15 protein-coding genes are annotated in these 16,418 nt (G+C 73.6%); 13 read left to right on the top strand and 2 right to left on the bottom strand.

Annotated elements, in window-relative coordinates; genetic code table 11:
* Positions 1–150 precede the first annotated feature (150 nt).
* Positions 151–1,296: a DegT/DnrJ/EryC1/StrS family aminotransferase gene (locus AB0L37_RS12725; protein ID WP_365503615.1), complete on the bottom strand. Its 1,146-nt coding sequence runs from the start codon at positions 1,294–1,296 to the stop codon at positions 151–153.
* Positions 1,297–1,648: 352 nt separating this feature from the next.
* Here AB0L37_RS12725 and AB0L37_RS12720 point away from each other — a divergent pair, with 352 nt between their 5' ends.
* From AB0L37_RS12720 to AB0L37_RS12660, 13 genes are all read left to right on the top strand, one after another.
* Positions 1,649–3,154 (top strand): MFS transporter, encoded by a 1,506-nt coding sequence (locus tag AB0L37_RS12720; protein ID WP_365503613.1) that lies wholly within the window; start codon positions 1,649–1,651, stop codon positions 3,152–3,154.
* A 439-nt stretch (positions 3,155–3,593) separates the two neighbouring features.
* Positions 3,594–4,382, top strand: a complete 789-nt coding sequence (locus AB0L37_RS12715) for an alpha/beta fold hydrolase (RefSeq protein WP_365503611.1) — start codon at positions 3,594–3,596, stop codon at positions 4,380–4,382.
* A gap of 14 nt (positions 4,383–4,396) precedes the next feature.
* Complete coding sequence (locus AB0L37_RS12710; protein WP_365503609.1) at positions 4,397–6,193, top strand: fatty acyl-AMP ligase; 1,797 nt, start codon at positions 4,397–4,399, stop codon at positions 6,191–6,193.
* 387 nt (positions 6,194–6,580) lie between these two features.
* Positions 6,581–6,856, top strand: a complete 276-nt coding sequence (locus AB0L37_RS12705; RefSeq protein WP_365503607.1) for an acyl carrier protein — start codon at positions 6,581–6,583, stop codon at positions 6,854–6,856.
* Positions 6,853–8,043, top strand: a complete 1,191-nt coding sequence (locus AB0L37_RS12700; protein WP_365503605.1) for an acyl-CoA dehydrogenase family protein — start codon at positions 6,853–6,855, stop codon at positions 8,041–8,043. Before AB0L37_RS12705 ends, AB0L37_RS12700 begins: the two co-directional genes overlap by 4 nt.
* Positions 8,044–8,048: 5 nt before the next feature.
* Positions 8,049–9,251 (top strand): acyl-CoA dehydrogenase family protein, encoded by a 1,203-nt coding sequence (locus AB0L37_RS12695; RefSeq protein WP_365503603.1) that lies wholly within the window; start codon positions 8,049–8,051, stop codon positions 9,249–9,251.
* Positions 9,251–10,012 (top strand): bifunctional 2-polyprenyl-6-hydroxyphenol methylase/3-demethylubiquinol 3-O-methyltransferase UbiG, encoded by a 762-nt coding sequence (gene ubiG / locus AB0L37_RS12690; protein ID WP_365503601.1) that lies wholly within the window; start codon positions 9,251–9,253, stop codon positions 10,010–10,012. Before AB0L37_RS12695 ends, ubiG begins: the two co-directional genes overlap by 1 nt.
* A gap of 14 nt (positions 10,013–10,026) precedes the next feature.
* Complete coding sequence (locus AB0L37_RS12685; protein WP_365503599.1) at positions 10,027–10,506, top strand: hypothetical protein; 480 nt, start codon at positions 10,027–10,029, stop codon at positions 10,504–10,506.
* Positions 10,503–11,612, top strand: a complete 1,110-nt coding sequence (locus tag AB0L37_RS12680; RefSeq protein WP_365503597.1) for a type III polyketide synthase — start codon at positions 10,503–10,505, stop codon at positions 11,610–11,612. The genes AB0L37_RS12685 and AB0L37_RS12680 overlap by 4 nt, the downstream gene beginning before the upstream one ends.
* Positions 11,613–11,655: 43 nt before the next feature.
* Complete coding sequence (locus AB0L37_RS12675) at positions 11,656–12,552, top strand: methyltransferase domain-containing protein (RefSeq protein WP_365503595.1); 897 nt, start codon at positions 11,656–11,658, stop codon at positions 12,550–12,552.
* 5 nt (positions 12,553–12,557) lie between these two features.
* Entirely contained in the window at positions 12,558–14,054 is a 1,497-nt protein-coding gene (locus tag AB0L37_RS12670) for an aminotransferase class III-fold pyridoxal phosphate-dependent enzyme (RefSeq protein WP_365503593.1), read from the top strand.
* Positions 14,051–15,328, top strand: coding sequence for an FAD-dependent oxidoreductase (locus AB0L37_RS12665; protein ID WP_365503591.1), 1,278 nt, complete (start codon positions 14,051–14,053; stop codon positions 15,326–15,328). The genes AB0L37_RS12670 and AB0L37_RS12665 overlap by 4 nt, the downstream gene beginning before the upstream one ends.
* Before the next feature lie 62 nt (positions 15,329–15,390).
* A complete protein-coding gene (locus tag AB0L37_RS12660; RefSeq protein WP_365503589.1) occupies positions 15,391–15,993 on the top strand; it encodes an NAD(P)H-dependent oxidoreductase in 603 nt (200 codons plus the stop codon).
* On the opposite strand, the gene AB0L37_RS12655 is transcribed toward AB0L37_RS12660, so the two are convergent.
* Positions 15,955–16,164, bottom strand: coding sequence for a DUF6059 family protein (locus tag AB0L37_RS12655; protein WP_365503587.1), 210 nt, complete (start codon positions 16,162–16,164; stop codon positions 15,955–15,957). The two genes, AB0L37_RS12660 and AB0L37_RS12655, sit on opposite strands and share 39 nt — an antisense overlap.
* Positions 16,165–16,418 lie beyond the last annotated feature (254 nt).

Below are 16,418 nucleotides of genomic sequence, written 5' to 3'. Positions count from 1 at the left end.
TAACGGGCTTTGTGATTGTTGTTCTGCGGTGTGCTCTCCGCCGCGCGGGCGGGGGCCCCCCCCTTCTGTGGGGGGAGGGCCCCGGCCCGTACCCGGTAACCCTCAGCTGTTCCGGGTCGTTGCGCAGGTTTCCAGCTCACCGCACGGGGGTCACTGCGCCGCGCGCCGGTTCTCGACGGCCTTGCGCACGGCCGCCGCGACGGTGCGCACGTCGTCGTCGCTCAGACCGGGATGCAGGGGCAGGCACAGGGTCCGTTCCGCGGCCCAGTCCGAGTGAGGCAGCTGAAGGGTTTCGGAGCCGAAGGCCGGGACCTTGTGCAGTGGTGCGTAACGGAACGTCGTGTAGATGCCGTCCTGGTAGAGGTCGCCGGCCAGGCCGTCCCGGATCTCCGGTGCTGTCTGCACCCAGTAGAAGTAGTGGGTGGACTCGTGGCCGTCCGGCAGGGCGGGCGGCAGCAACAGCCCGGGAACCTCGGCCAGTTCACGGTCGTAGAGCGCGCAGATCTCCTGGCGGCGGTGCACGAACTCGGGCAGCCGGCGCAGCTGTACCGCGCCGATCGCGGCGGTGAGATCGTTGCCGATGACCCGGCGGCCCGGCTCGGCGATGTCCAGCTCCCACCAGCGCGAGGAGACTTTCGCGTAGCCGAAGCCGCTGGACTGGGCCAGCCCGTGGTAGGCCAGGCGCCTGACCCGTGCGGCCCGTTCCGGGTCCTTGACGTAGATCATTCCGCCGTCGCCGGTGACCAGGACCTTCATGGCGTCGAAGCTCCACATGGCGATGTCTCCGAAGGACCCCACCGCCCGGCCGTCCACCCGGGAGGCCACCGAGCAGGCCGCGTCCTCGACGAGCGGGACACCCAGCTGTCGGCATCGGTCCGCGATGCGGACGATGTCACCGGGTGCGCCCCCGTAGTGCAGGACGATGACGGCCCTGGTGCGGGGGGTGAGCACCTGCTCGACATCCTCGAGCGTGGGATTGAGGGTGCGGGGGTCGACGTCGCAGAAGACCGGGCGGGCACCGCAGCTGAGGACGGCGTTGGCGGCAGCGACGAAGCTGAGGGACGGCAGTACCACCTCGTCCCCCTCCCCCAGGTCCATCGACTCCAGGGCGAGGAACAGCCCTGACGTACCCGAGTTGAGGAAGACGACCTGTTCGGCGGGGACATCGATGTGCTGCGCGAACGCGGCCTCGAAGGCCCGGGTCCGCGGGCCGTGTCCCAGCCACTTGTCATCGAAGGTCTCGGCGACCGCGGCAAGTTCCTCCGCTCCGACCTGGGGCTGAAAAAGATTGATCATGACTACCTTTCGTGTCGCCGCCTGGGCAGGCGGGAGCCGGCCGACGTCAGAACGGTGCGGGCGTCTTTCCCGAGCGTGGTCATGTGCGAGGAGACGATGGCGGGCCGCCATCGTGTGCCGCGGCGCTAAAAGTCCGGCAAAGCGCCAAGGCGGCCAGAGACCCGGGCCCCACTGCCCGCACCCAGCTGCCCGGGCCCCACTGCCTGGGCCGCCGCGCGGCCTGGGAGGAGAGCGCTCGCCGCTCCCGCCGGGCCGGGCCGGCACGCAAGCGGGGCTTCAGCATGCGGGGCCAGCCTCGCTCGGGGTGCGCACCGGCGCCGGGCCGCCCGTGACCGCGAGGAGAGGACCAGCCATGCAGTCGACGTACGACGAGGATGTGCGCACGTTGCGGCTCGCGGACCCGCCGGACCCCCGCCGCTGGGCGGTCCTTGCCGTCCTCTCCCTCGCCCTGTTCGTGATCATCCTCAACAACGGGCTGCTGAACGTCGCGCTGCCCAGCCTGATGCGGGACCTGGACATCGGCATCGGCACGACCCAGTGGATCGTCGACGGTTACGCGCTGGTCTTCGCGGCCTGCCTGCTCACCGCGGGCACCCTGTCCGACCGGTACGGCCGCAAGCGGGCCACCCTGCTCGGCGTCGTCCTGTTCGGCGTCGGCTCGCTCCTCGCCCTCACCTCCGACGGCGCAGGCCAGCTCATCGCCGCCCGGGCGGTGATGGGGCTGGCCGCGTCCCTGGTCATGCCGGGCACCCTCTCCATCCTGGTGGACGTGTTCCCCGAGCACGAGCGGCCGCGCGCCCTGGCCGTGTGGGGCAGCGCGTCCGCGCTGGGGGTGGCGGTGGGACCGGTGCTCGGCGGGGCCCTGGCGGGCCACTTCTGGTGGGGCTCGGTGTTCCTGGTGAACCTGCTGCCGGTCGCCGTCGTCCTGGTCGCGGGCCTGCTGCTGCTGCCGGAGTCGGCGGCACCCGTGCCCCGGCCGCTGGACCCGGTGGGCGCGGTGCTCGGCTCCGCGGTCATGGTGGGCCTGGTGTTCGGCGCCATCCACGCCTCCGGCGGGGGCTGGACCTCGCCGGCCGTCCTGGGCGCGTTCGGCGGCGCGCTGGTGTGCGGCGCCGGCTTCGTGGCGTGGGAACGGCGGCACCCCCACCCGATGGTCGACTTCGCGCTGTTGCGCCACCCCGTCTTCCTCGGCGCGAGCGCCGGCATCATGCTGCTCTTCTGCGGCTTGGCCGGCACCCTGTTCGTCCTCACCCAGCACCTGCAACTCGGCTTCGGATACGGTCCGATGAAGGCCGGGCTCGCACTCGCCCCGATCGCGGTCGCGGTCGGAGCGGGATCGGCCGTCGCCCCCTGGCTGGCCCGCCGTGCCGGCCCGCGCGGCGGCGTCGGCACCGGTCTGGCAGCGGCCGCGGCCGGCACCCTGACGCTCGCGGCGGCCGACGGCTACCCGGGCATCCTGACCGGGCTCGCGCTGCTCGGCGTGGGGGTCGGCCTGGCCCTGGGACCCGCGACGGACACCGAGCTGTCCCTGGTCCCGCCCGAACGCTCGGGCAACGCGGCAGCCCTCAACGACACCATGATGGAACTGGGCAACGCCGTCGGCGTCGCCGTCATCGGCACCGTGCTCGCGCACGGCGCGCCGGGCGCCGCGACGCGCGGCGCCCGCGTCGAGGCCGCAGCGCCGACGGGCTTCGTCACCGCGGCGGTCATCGTCGCGTCCGGCGCGGTGCTCGCCGCACTGCTGCTGCCCGGTCCGGCGGGCACCACGGCTCACGACGAGGCGGCTCACGACGAGGCCGGCGAGCCGGCCGTCCCCACCCCGCCCCCGGGCAAGGACGTGCCCGTGGGGCCGCGCTGACCCCGGATCACGATGACCGGTGCACCGCTCCCCACTCCCCCGCACTCCCCCGCACGGCGGCTTGCTCCCTTTCCTGTCCCTGCGCCCAGGGCGGCCTCACCGACGGCCAGGCGCCGGTGAGGCCCCCTCAGCCGGGTGCGGTGGGCCGGTTCGCGGTGGGCCGGTTCGCCGTACCGTGCGCTCTTCGACAACCGCCCCCGGCCCGTGCGCACCTCCAGTTTGGCTGTCTTTTAGCGGTCAACCGCATGCTCGTGGCGTGCCTGCCGGGACCTGCTCCACCGTGCGTCGAGGTGTCCGGCCGGTCGGGCAGGTGCCCCGTGCGCGTCCGCACACCGGGACCCGTACGTCCGCCGCCCCTCCGGTCCGTCGTCCTCGCCGCCCGCGGTGGCGCGGTCCCGGCGGGCGTCCAGACAACCGGACGAGCCCGAGGCGGAACGGAATGACGCGTTACCTGTCCCACACCTCTCCGACGGACGACGCCGAGACCGGGGTGCGGCTGTTCTGCTTCCCCTACGCGGGCGGCGGGGCGTCGGCCTACCGGCGTTGGCAGCGCGGCCTCGACCTGCACGGGGCGGGCGCCCGGGTGCTGCCCGTCCAACTGCCCGGCCGCGAGGGCCGGATGAACGAGGGGCGCTTCACCGACCTGCATGCGCTCGTCGCGGATCTCGACGAGCAGCTGGACGCGGAGCTGGAGCACCCGCATGTGTTCTACGGGCACAGCATGGGCGCCCTCGTGGCGTACGCGCTGGCCGCCCGGCGGCAGCGGCGCGGCGCGCCGCTGCCGATGGCGCTGGCCCTGAGTTCGTACCGGGCGCCGCATCTGCCGGCGCCGAAGATCGCCGACCCGGGAGCGAGCGACGAGGAACTCGTGGCCTCGCTCGCCGCGCTGGGCGGCATCCCCCGGGTGATCCTGGACCATCCCGACTTCCTGGCGGCGCTGCTGCCCGTCGCCCGGGACGACCTGCAGCTGTGCACGACGTCCTTCGCACCGGACACGGAGGCCGTGCGGGTGCCGCTGCACCTGTTCATCGGGGCCAGGGACCGGCTGGTGTCGGTGCCCGAGGTGGTGGCCTGGCGGCGCCATGCGGGGCGCGGCTGCGAGGTGCGGGTGGTGCCGGGCGGGCACTTCTTCATCCGCGCCCACGAGGACGTCTTCCTGCGGGAGCTCGCGTCCGTGATGCGCCGGTACGACAGGGCCCCGGTGCTGGCCGGCGCCCTGTCCGCCTGACCGAGGAGATTTTGATGACGCATCAGGAGACGTACACACACCGGCTGCTGGCCCGGGTGCACGAGCGGGGCGGGGCCGAGGCCTTCGCGTTCGTCCGCGAGTCGGGGGTCGAGCGGCTCGGCTACGCCGAGCTGGACGAGCGGGCCAGGGACATCGCTTCCTGGCTTGTGGAGCGCGGCCTGTCCGGCCGGCAGGTGCTGCTGCTCTACCCGTCCGACCTGTCCTTCGTGACGGCCTTCGTCGGCTGTCTCTACGCGGGCGCGGTCGCGGTCCCGGCGCCGCTGCCCACCGACCGCACCCGCCACTTCGAGCGCCTCGCCCGGATCGCGGGCGACGCCCAGGTCGGGGCGGTGCTCACCACCGCGGAAGCCGCGCCGGAGATCGAGGCCTGGCTGAGCGGCATCCGGTCCGTGCCCTGCGTGGCCACGGACGCCGGCCCGGTGGGCGACGCCTCTCAGTGGCGGGCGCCTGCCCTGCGCCCGGACGACCTGGCGTTCCTGCAGTACACGTCGGGGTCGACCAGTACCCCCAAGGGCGTCATGGTCTCGCACCGCAACCTCATGGCCAACGAGGCGGCGATGCAGCGCTCGCTGGGCGCCACCGGCGACGCCGTCTTCGGCAGCTGGCTGCCGCTCTACCACGACATGGGGCTCATCGGGCATGTGCTGCAGCCGCTGTGGCTGGGGGCGCGGGCCGCGCTCATGGAGCCGGGCGCTTTCCTGCGCCGGCCGGTGGGCTGGCTGGAGATGATCGGGGAGCACAAGGTCACCATCGGCGGTGGCCCCAACTTCGCGTACGACATGTGCGTACGGCGGGTCAAGGACGCCGATCTCGCCCGCCTGGACCTGTCCGGCTGGGAGTCCGCCTGCAACGGCGCCGAGCCGGTGCGCGCCGACACGCTGGCGGCGTTCGCCCGCCGGTTCGCGCCCGCGGGCTTCCGGCCCCAGGCGTTCTTCCCCTGCTACGGCATGGCGGAGACCACGCTGCTGGTGGCCGGGGCGCCGCGCGGGGCCGCGCCGGTCACCCGCCGCGTCGACGCGGCCGCCCTGGAGCGCGGCGAGGTCGTCCCGGCGGCGGCGGACGGCTGCGCCCGCACCCTGGTGAGCAGTGGCACGGTCCGCGCCGAGGACTTCGAGGTACGGATCGTCGACCCTGCCGCGTCACAGGCCGTGCCGCAGGGGCAGGTCGGGGAGATCTGGGTGCGCGGGGCGAGTGTGGCCGGCGGGTACTGGGCGCGGGCCGAGGCCACGGCGCAGACGTTCGGGGCGCGGCTGGCCGGCGAGGACGGCCCGTCGGCCGGGGGCTGGCTGCGCACGGGGGACCTGGGGGCCGTCGTGGACGGGCAGTTGTTCGTCACCGGCAGGCTGAAGGAGATGATGCTGGTCAACGGCCGCAACATCTACCCCCACGATGTGGAGGCCGCGGCGCGTGCCGTGGACCGGTCGCTGGGCACGGGTGCCGCGTTCACGGTGCCGGCCGGTCCGCAGGGCCGGGAGCGGATGGTGCTCGTGCTGGAGGCCGCGGGTCTTGAGGCGGCGCCGGACACCGGTGAGGCGGGCCGTGAGCTGGTCGGCCGGGTCCAGGCCGCGGTCGCCGGGGAGTTCGGGATCGCGGCGGGCAGCGTCCTGCTCGTGGCGCCCGGCACGGTGCGCAGGACCACCAGCGGAAAGATCCAGCGGACGCTGATGCGTCAGCAGTTCCTCACCGGGCGGACGGCGGTGGTGCACGCCGTGGTGGAGCCCGAGGCCGAGCGGCTGGTGGACCGGTCGGGGGAACCGATCGCGGGAAGGGCAGCGCCGGTGAGGGGCTGAGCCGCCGGCCGAGCCGGTCGTGGGCCGCGATCCGGCCGGCGCCACTGCCCGCCCGGAGCCGGCAGCGCCGGCGGCCCCCCGGGGGGCGGCGCTCTCCTCGCCGCGCCTCGGATCTGCGGCGCTTGGAAGGCGCCCCGGATGCCGGAGCGGGGGCGGGGTGACGCTCGGTCAGGAGCGGCCCCGCCGCCCGGGGGCCCGCCCGTGGGCGCCGCCCGGGGGCGGGCGCCGCCGGCCGCGGGCCGCGCAACCGCCGCTACAGCCGGGGCCGCCACCATGGCCGAAAGGCACCCCGCAGCCATCGCACCACCAGGTTCTCCCACGGTTTCGACCCACTTTTCTCCCAGGTATCCAGGAGCGGATGTGCAGGACGACCGGGCGCAAGCCTTCATGACGACGTTGACGCAACACCTCGCCGCCGTACGCCCCGACACGGCCGGGCGGCAGATCACCGAGCGGTCCCGGCTCACCGGAGATCTCGGTCTGGACTCGGTGGAGTTGGCCGAGCTCTTCGAGCGCATCCGGGAGGCGTACGCAGGAGTGGAGATCTCGGACTGGCTGGCGATGGCGACCCGGGCGGAGGGGGACACGGTCGGCAGCCTGGTGCGCTACCTGGCGCTCACCGTGCCCGAGGAGCGGCCGCTGGTGGCGGGGAGCGCCCGATGACCCTCACTCAGGACGCCCCCGCGCGCACCGACTTCGTCGCGCTCGCCCAGGAGCTGGCGGGGCGGTTCGCCGGCCGGGCCGCGGAGCACGACCGGGCGGGTGACTTCCCGCACGAGAACATCGCCGAGCTGGTCTCCTGCGGCTACACCGCGATGACCGTGCCGCGCGAGTACGGCGGCGGCGGAGCGGGGCTGGAGGAGCTGTGCCGGGCGCAGGAGACCCTCGCGGCCGGCTGTGCGAGCACCGCCTTCGCGGTCAACATGCACGTCCACGGCATCGCGATGATCGCGGGGATCGGCGGCCCGGCCGCCGAGCGGGCCTACCGGGCCATCGTCGAGGACGGGGCGGTGATCGCGGGCGGTTTCAGCGAGCCCGGCGTGGGCGGCAACTGGTGGCATCCCACCACCAGGGCCGAGCCCGTGGAGGGCGGTTACCTGCTCAACGGGCGCAAGGGTTTCTTCACCGGGTTCCCGGCGGCCGACCTGCTGTTCTTGTCCGCGGCCCGCACCGACGACCGGGGGCTGCCGGAGCCGGTCGGTTTCCTGGTGCCCACGCCGGAGCGCGGCGTGAGCGTCACCGCCCAGTGGGATGCGGCGGGCATGCGGGCCACGGGCAGTCACTCCCTGCTCCTGGAGGACCTGTTCGTGGCGGACGCGCACATGGTGGGGCAGCCGGGCGCGCTGCCGCTGATGTTCATGCAGGGCGTGCACTGGGCGTGGTGCAGCTTCGCCTCGGTCTTCCTCGGGATCGCCCGCGGCGCCCTGGAGACGGTGGTCGGCGAGCAGCGCGGCCGCACCCTGCACGTCCTGGACCGCACCGTCGCCCATCTGCCGGGCGTGCAGTTCCGGGTGGCCGAGATGCGCACCCGGCTCGCGGCCGCCGAGGCGCACCTGTATCAGGCGGTGCGCGCCGACCACGACGCCGCGATCGCCGCGGACCCGCTCGGCCACTACATCGAGATGAGCGTGATGAAGAACAGCGTGTGCCGCCTCGCCCACGAGGTGGTCACGCTCGCGATGCAGGTCCAGGGCGGGTCCGCGCTGATGTCCGCGCACCCGCTGCAGCGCGCCTACCGCGATGTGGTGGCCGGGCTGCTCGTCCCGCCGAACTCCGACGTGACCGCCGAGTGGGCGGGCAAGCACGCGCTCGGAGTGCCGGTCTTCGCCGAACCCCGCTGGGAGGGCTGAACGCCATGACGACCGCCACACCGGTCCAGAGCAGCGAACGGGCCCTGCGCTGGGCCGAGTTGCAAGACCGTGCCCGTGCCCTCGCCCGCCGGTTCGAGGAGCGTTCCGAGAAGGCGTACGGGTCCGGGGAATTCGTCGGTGAGAACATCCGTGACCTGATCGACGCCGGGATCACCGCGGTCAACGTCCCCGCCGGCCTGGGCGGGTTCGAGGCCACCTTGGAGGAGAACACCCGGCTGCTGCGGATCATCGCCGGGGGCTGCGGGTCCACCGCGTTCACGCTGGCCATCCACGCCGTGCTGACCGGTTCGATGCGCAGCGATCTGAGCGTGGCCGTGCGCGAGCGGATGTTCGGCGCGGTGCGCGACGGGGCGTTCGTCGTGGGCCCGTTCACCGACGAGGGCTCCGGCGGCAACTGGGTGCGGCCCTCCACGACCGCCCGGCGGGTGCCCGACGGGTTCGTCCTGGACGGGCTCAAGCACTTCGCCACCGGGTTCGACGCGGCCACCCATCTGGTGGTCACCGCGGGCCTGGACGACGCCCACCTGGAGCCTCCCTTCAACCTGGCGGCGTTCTTCGTCGACAAGCCCGAGCGGGGTGTCGAGGTGGTCGCGCCCTGGAACGGCTTCGCGCTGCCGATGACGGGCTCGCACTCCCTGAAGCTGGACGGGCTGCGGGTCGACGCCGACGACTCGGTCTTCCCCGACGGGCTCACCCCGCTGTTCGTGATGGCCCGTCAGCAGTGGGGGCACTACTGCTTCGCGGCCGTCTTCCTCGGGCTGGCCGAGCGGGCCTTCGAGCTGGCCGTCGAACGCACCCGGGGCCGGGCCACGACGGCCGTCGCCGACCTGGCCCGGCTGCCGGGCATCCAGTTCGCGGTGGCCCGGATGCGCTCCTCGCTGGCCACCATGGACGCGCTGCTCACCGAGTACGCGACCCGGCACGTGGACCCGGGCGAGGACCTGCCGGCGTTCGTGGCCGACACCTGCATCCCGAAGTACTACATCACCAACGAGGCCGAGCATGTCGTCGCCACCGCGTTCGAGGTGATCGGCGGCTCCGGCATCCGGGACGGCTCGCGCATCGGCCAGATCTGGCGGGACGTCAAGGCGGGCCCGCTGCTGCCGTTCACCAACGACATGGCCCGCGAGTTCATCGGCAAGGCGACCTTGGGCATCAGCCCGGTCGAGACCCCGAGGTGGGTGTGATGTCCGGGGCACTGACGATCGACAACGAGTACTACGAAGAGGTCGGCGACGACTGGTGGAACACCGAGGGCCCGCTGCGCGCCCTGCACGAGATGAACCCGGCCCGCACCGCGTACTTCGACCGGATCCTCAAGGAACGCCACCCGGGCCGGCCCGCCGGCTCGATCCGCGTCGTCGACCTCGGCTGCGGCGGCGGGCTCGTCGCCGAGGAACTCGCCGGGCGCGGCTACCGCGTCACCGGCATCGACCTCTCCCCCGGCACCGTCGCCGCCGCCCGCCGGCACGCGGCCGCCTCCGGGGTCGAGGTGACCTACCAGGTCGGCTCGGCGTACGGCACGGGTCTGGCGGACGGTTGCGCCGACGCGGTCGTCGCCTCCGACGTCCTGGAGCACTTCCAGGACCTGCCGGCCGCGCTCGCCGAGATCGACCGGCTCCTGGCGCCCGGCGGTGTGCTGCTGTTCGACACGGTCAACCGGACGGTGCGCAGCTATCTGCTGCTCATCCTGGTCGCCGAGAAGCTCCTGGGCATCATCAAGCCCGGCACGCACAACTGGAAGATGTTCATCCGTCCCGCCGAGCTGCGGGTGCTCCTCGCGTCGGCCGGACTGCGGCTCGCCGCCACCCACGGGCTGGGCCCCGCCCGGGCGCTGCCCCGGCTGCTGCCCGGCCTGCTGCGCCACCGGCGTCTGGGCGCGTTCACCCTCACCGGCGATGTCTCGGCCAGCTACATCGGCCACGCCGTCAAACGAAGCACCTCGTGAAGGACAGGACAACCATGGTCTCCATACGCTCCGCCAGCGTCGCCGGCACCGAGGTGAAGGCCGATCCGGACGCCGTGCGGGCGCTCCTGCTCGACATCGTGGGCTGCGGCCTGCTGATGCCGGGCGTGGAGAGCCTGACGGCCGAGGACGACGGCGTCTACCACTATGTGCTGGCCACCATCTCCAACGGTGCCGTCAGCCACACCCCCGACCACCGCACCCGCTTCGACACCACCGACGCGGCCCGCATCCGCTGGGAGCCGGTCGGCGCGCACAACTTCCGTTCCTGGGGCGAGTTCCGCACCGCCCCCGGCAGTGAGCCCGGCACCACCTTCCTGGAGATCGACACCCGCTCCGAGGCGGACGTCGACATCGCGCCCGTGGTGCTGCCGCTGGTCGAGCCGTTCGCGCGGCAGCAGAGCGAGACGGTCACCGGGGGCTTCCTGAGCGCCATCAAGGAACGGGCCGAGTCGGGCGCCGGGGCTGCGTCATGACGACGGTGTCCGAGGCCCCGGCGGCCGCCCGCACCCGGACCCGCGGGGTGGCGAAGCTGCTTTCGCTGCGCACCGCGGCGCCCGAGACCGTCGTCCCGCAGCAGGACGCGTTCGAGACGTACTACCGGGACAGGTACCGGGACGTGGCGAAGGCCGAGGAGATCTTCCGCGGCTCCGGGGTGCGCACCCGGCACATGGCCTGGGACCCGCGCACCGCGTACACGGACGGCTATCCGCCGATCAAGCCGCGGATGGCCGCCTGGGAGGAGAACGTCCTGGCGATGAGCCGCAGCACGGTGGGCGGCATCCTGGGCGCGGCGGGCGACGCGGACCGGCTCACCGAGCGGATCGGCTCGTTCGTGATGGCCAGTTGCACCGGGTACGCGGGGCCGACCCCCGACATCCTGCTGGCCAAGGAGTTCGGGCTCCGCAACGACCTGCGGCGCACCTTCATCGGGCACATGGGCTGCAACGCCGCGTTCAACGTCCTCAAGACGGCGTTCGACGCGCTGGCCGCCCGCCCCGACGAGCTGGTGCTGGCCGGCAGCGCCGAGGTCTGCTCGGTGCACCACCGCCCGGAGTTCACCGCCGAACAGGCGGTCGTGAACGCGCTGTTCGGCGACGCGGGCGCGATGACGCTGCTGGCGGCGGACGACGGCGGCGCCACGCCGGGGCCGGTGTTCCTCGCAACGCACACCGAGACCCACCCCGAGACCACGCACGCGATGAGCTGGCACATCGAGGACCAGGCGTTCCGGATGACGCTCTCCCCGTACGTGCCGTTCTACATCGGCGAGAGCATCGGCCCGTTCGTCGAGCGGCTGATCGCCCCGCACGGCCTGGGCGTCGGCGACGTACGGCACTGGGGCGTCCACCCCGGCGGCCCGAAGATCATCGACTTCGTGGGCGAGAAGCTGGATCTGACGCCCACTCAGCTCGCGCCGTCCCGGGCGGTCCTCGCCGAGCACGGCAACTGCTCCTCGGCCACGATCCTGCTGATCCTGGACCGGATCCTGCGCGAGGAGCGGCCCGCCCCCGGCGAGTACGGCGTGCTCATGGCCTTCGGCCCCGGACTGACCATGGAATCGGCGCTCGTCCGCTTCTGACCCCGCCCCGACCCGACACACTCGAACCGAGGGACTTCCCGCCATGACGATCACGACGACGAGCGCGCTCGAACCCCGCTGGACCACCCCCGACCTCCATGCCGCCATCAAGGACCACTACGACGGGCTGATCGAGCTGTACGAGGACCTGTGGGGGGAGCACATCCACCACGGGTACTGGGCCGACGGCGAGCCCGACCGCGGGCGGCACGCCGCCCAGGTGCGCCTGGTCGAGGAGCTCATCGCCTTCGGCCCGGTGCCGCCGATGGCGAAGGTCCTCGACGCCGGCTGCGGCATCGGCGCCTCCGCCGTCCACCTCGCCAGCCGCCTGGGCTGCACGGTGGACGGCATCACCATCAGCGCCGAGCAGATCGGCCGCGCCGAGGCGAAGGCAGGCGAGGCCGGCGTCACCGACCAGACCACGTTCCGGCTGCTCGACGCGATGCACACCGACTACCCCGACGACACCTTCGACGTCGTGTGGGCGCTGGAGAGCTGCGAGCTGATGCCGGACAAGAAGGCGTTCCTCGCCGAGTGCATGCGCGTGCTCAAGCCGGGCGGCACGCTCCTGGTCGCCACCTGGTGCGCCCGCGACGAGAGCCTCGACGCCGACGAGACCCGGTTGCTGCACCGCATCTACCGCGACTTCGTCGTCTCCCACGTCCTGCCGCTGGAGCGCTACGCGCAGCTCGCGGGCGAGCTGGGCCTGGCCGACGTGCGCACGGCCGACTGGTCGGAGCAGGTGTGGGACACCTGGAAGCTGTCCACGGACATCGTCAAGCCGGTGGTCCGCGACCCCTCGGTGATCTGGAAGCTGGTCCGCGCCAAGGGCATGGACATCTTCCGGTTCCTCAACTCGGTGCCGCTGATGAAGCAGGCGTACGAGCGCGGGGTCATGCACTACGGCGTGCTGCGCGCGACCAAGCCGGCCGGGAGCTGACCGACATGACGACCTCCGCATCCGCCGCGACGACCGTCGAGTCGCTCGTCGCCGACCTGCTCACCCAGCCCTGGCTGATCGACCTGTTCGCCGAACTCACCGAGCGCCAGAAGGCCTCGGCCGCGGCGACCGAGCAGCTGCGCGCCAAGGACGCCGCCACGCACGTCTTCTGGCCCTTCCACTCGCCGCAGTTCCCGCTGATGGTGACCGAGGCGCACGGCAGCCGCATCCTCGACGCCGACGGCAACACCTACACCGACTGCCACCTCGGCTTCGGCGCGCAGGCGCTGCACGGCCACAGCCCCCAGCCGGTCGTGGACTTCGTCCGCGACCATCTGACGACCACCACCGGCAACGGCTACTGCACCCCCGTCGAGGCCCAGCTCGTGGACCTGCTGGGCGAGTTCGTCCCGCACTGCGAGAAGTTCGCGTTCCTCAACTCCGGCACCGACGCCACCGCGGCCGCCATCCGGCTCGCCCGGGCGCACACCGGCCGCCGGATGGTCGCCAAGTTCGAGGGCTCCCTGCACGGCGTGCACGACCTCGGCATGCACAACACGGCCTTCTGGTACCACGGCCACCCGGCCCAGCCCTTCCCCGGCAACGCGCCGGACGGCGGCATCGAGCGCCAGTCCGCGCTCACCGGCGTCCCCGTCGCCGATCCGCGCGATCTGCTGGTGCTGCCCAACGACCCGGTCCGGGCCGTCCAGCTGATCGAGCGGCACAAGGACGAGCTGGCCTGCGTGCTGAGTGAGGCGGCGTCCTCGTCGTTCCCGTTCGTCGAGCACACGATCCCGCTGCTGAAGACGGTCTCCGAACGCTGCCGGGCGCTGCGCGTGCCGTTCGTCCTCGACGAGGTGCTCACCGGTTTCCGCTACGGACCCGGCGGCGCCGCCGAGTACTTCGGCATCGAGGCCGACCTGTACTGCTACGGCAAGGTCCTCAGCGGACTGGGCATCCCGCTGTCCGCGGTCGGCGGCCGCGCCGCGCTGCTCGACCACACCCAGACCTCGGGGCTGCCGCTGACCGACATCGGCCGCAAGACCTGCGTGCAGACCACGCACGCGGGCAACCACCTGGCGCTGTGCGCCAGTTACGCGAGCCTGCGGCTGCTGCACGAGCAGCGCGACACGTACTACACCCAGACCCGCGCGAAGGTGGCCCGGGTGCAGGAGCAGCTCGCCGCGTTCCGCGCCGAGACGGACATACCGCTGCGGCTCGTCGGGTTCGGTGACTTCATCGGCTCGTTCGGCTTCCTGGAGCAGGACTCCTACGACGACTACCGCGCGTTCGCCGGCTCGGTGAACCCCGTCGCGTTCTTCCTGCTGACCCTGATGCTGCGCCGCCGCGGCTTCTACACGCTCAGCCTGCCGATGCTGTTCACCGGCGGCGCGCACCGCACCGAGGACCTGGACGCCCTGGTGACGGCGGTCACCGACTCCGCGCGCGAACTCGACCGCCACGGCTTCCCGTTCATCCTGCCCGGGGCCGGACGGGCATGAGCGCCCGGCGGGACGAGCAGGCCGACGCGGTCGTCGTCGGGGCGGGCCTGACCGGCCTGGTGGCGGCCGTGCGGCTGGCCCGGGCCGCCGGGCGAGGACGCCGGGTGCTCCTGCTCGAGGCCGGCGGCGAGCCGGGCGGGCGGGCCCGCACCACCGAGCACCACGGCTTCCGCCTCGGCCTCGGCCCGCGCGCCGTGTACCGCACGACCCGGGACGGGCTGCGGGCCCTGGGCGTGCGCGTCCCGGGCCGCTCCCCCCGCCTCGGCGGCAGCCAGGCGCTGCGCGACGGCGCCCTGCACCCCGGCTACGCGGCGGCCGGCCCGCTGCTGCGCACACCGCTGCTCACCGCGCGCGAACGGATCGCCGTGGCCCGCCTGCTGGGCCTGGCCCGCGGCCGCACCGACCTGGCCGGCACGGACGCCGCGCAGTGGCTGGGCGAGAGGCTGCCCACCGAGCGGGCCCGGCAGGCGGCCTTCGCCGTGCTGCGCATGAGCAGCTACACCGGCCGCCCCGACCTGATCGGCGCGGACGCGCTGTCGCTGCACTTCGCCGAGGTGCGCCGGGGGGTCGAGTACGTGGACGGCGGCTGGCGCACCCTGACCGAGGCGCTGCTGGCGCGGGCCCGGGAGCTGGGCGTGGACGTGCGCACGGGGCGCCGGTGCGCCGCCGTGGAGGGCGGGGCGCGCCCGCGGCTGGTGACCGCGGACGGGCAGGCGGTACGGGCCCGCTCGGTCGTGCTCGCCGGCCTGCCGCAGCACGCGGCGCACCAGCTGCTGGGCCTGGCCGGGCCCGGCCAGGGCCCGCCCCTCGCCCGCCCGCTGCACACCGCCTGCCTGGACGTCGCGCTGAGCCGGCTGCCCAACCCGCGCAGCACCCTCGTCTACGGCGTCGACGAGCCGCTGTACCTGTCGGTCTTCTCCGCAACGGCCCGCCTGGCGCCCGAGGGCGGCGCCGTGCTCCATCTGGCCCGCTACGACGACGGCGCCGGGCTCGACGCCGCCGAGGTCCGCAAGCGGCTGTACGAGCTGCTCGACCTGAGCCAGCCCGGCTGGCGGGACGCCGTGGTCCACGAGCGTTTCCTGCCGCGCATCACCACCATGACGGCGCTGCCCGAGGCCCGCACCGGGGGCCTGACGGGCCGCCCCGGCATACGGGTCTCCGGCCATCAGGGGGTCTTCGTGGCGGGCGACTGGGTCGGGCCGCACGGTCTGCTCGCGAACGCGTGCATGCTCAGCGGCATCCGGGCGGCCGAGGCAGCGGCCGCCCGTCTGTGAGGGCGGCCGTGCCGGCCCGCCTTCCGCCATCCCCCTTTGTTTTCCGACACGACGGAGTTGCCATGCGTCCGATCCGTATCGCCGCGCTCGGGGGCTCGTTGCGCTCGGGCTCGGTCTCCGCGGCCGCCCTGCGGGCGTGCGCGGCGCGTGCCCGCCGGGCGGGAGCCGAGGTCACCCTGGTGTGCGGCCCCGACCTCGTGCTGCCGCCCTACGATCCGCAGACGGCGGGCCACTGCGCCGCCGAGCTGCGGCTGCTGGCCGCGCTGCGCGCCGCGGACGGTGTCCTGCTCGCCAGTCCGACGTATCACGGCGGCATGTCGGGGCTGCTGAAGAACGCCCTCGACCACACCGAGGCCCTGGCCGGGGACGTCCCCGGCTATCTGGACGGGCGCTCCGTGGGCTGTCTGAGCGTGGCGTGGAACGAGGTGGCCGGCGCGTCCGCGCTGGCCGCGCTGCGCACCTGCGCGCAGTCGCTGCGCGGCTGGGCCGTCCCGATGGGCGTGGTGGTGCCGGCCGGCACGGAGTTCACCGCGGCCGGCGGCTGCGCCGACCCGCGCACCGCACGCCGTCTGGACATCCTCACCGATCAGGTCCTGGAGTTCGCCGCGCTGCGCCGGGGCGGCGCCTCAGCCGAGGCTGTCCAGGTCGCGCAGCTGTCGGTCTAGCGCCCGCTCGACCGGGCTGAGCGGTATGTCGGGGCGCAGCCGCTCCAGGGGGTGGGAGAGGGTCGACCGCGGATGGCCCTCGGGCAGGTAGAGCCACATCTGCCCGTACGCGACCAGGCAGTGGTACGCCTCACCCAGGAACCGGACGACGAGCGCCAGGGGCCAGGACATCGGGGCTCCTCTCGGCCGGCGCACCCATCGGCGCGGCGCGGAGCCCTGATGGTCGGCTGCGGCGCTAAACCCCGGCTAGGGCCTGTCTCCCAGATCCCTCCGTCGCCCGAAGGACGGCCCCGCGGCGTCCGGTGCGTGCTCCCGGGGCTCCCCCCGGCCGAAGGCTGGGGGGAGCCCCGGGTGCAAGGCCTCGTACGGGATGTACTCGGCCTTAGGCCCAATGCGGCGAGAGTGCGCGCCAGGCGTCGCGCGGC

This window comes from Streptomyces sp. NPDC052225, from assembly GCF_040679615.1.
GTDB lineage: Bacteria > Actinomycetota > Actinomycetes > Streptomycetales > Streptomycetaceae > Streptomyces.
Note: the sequence above shows the minus strand (reverse complement) of the source record. Positions and strands in the feature narration are given on the sequence as shown.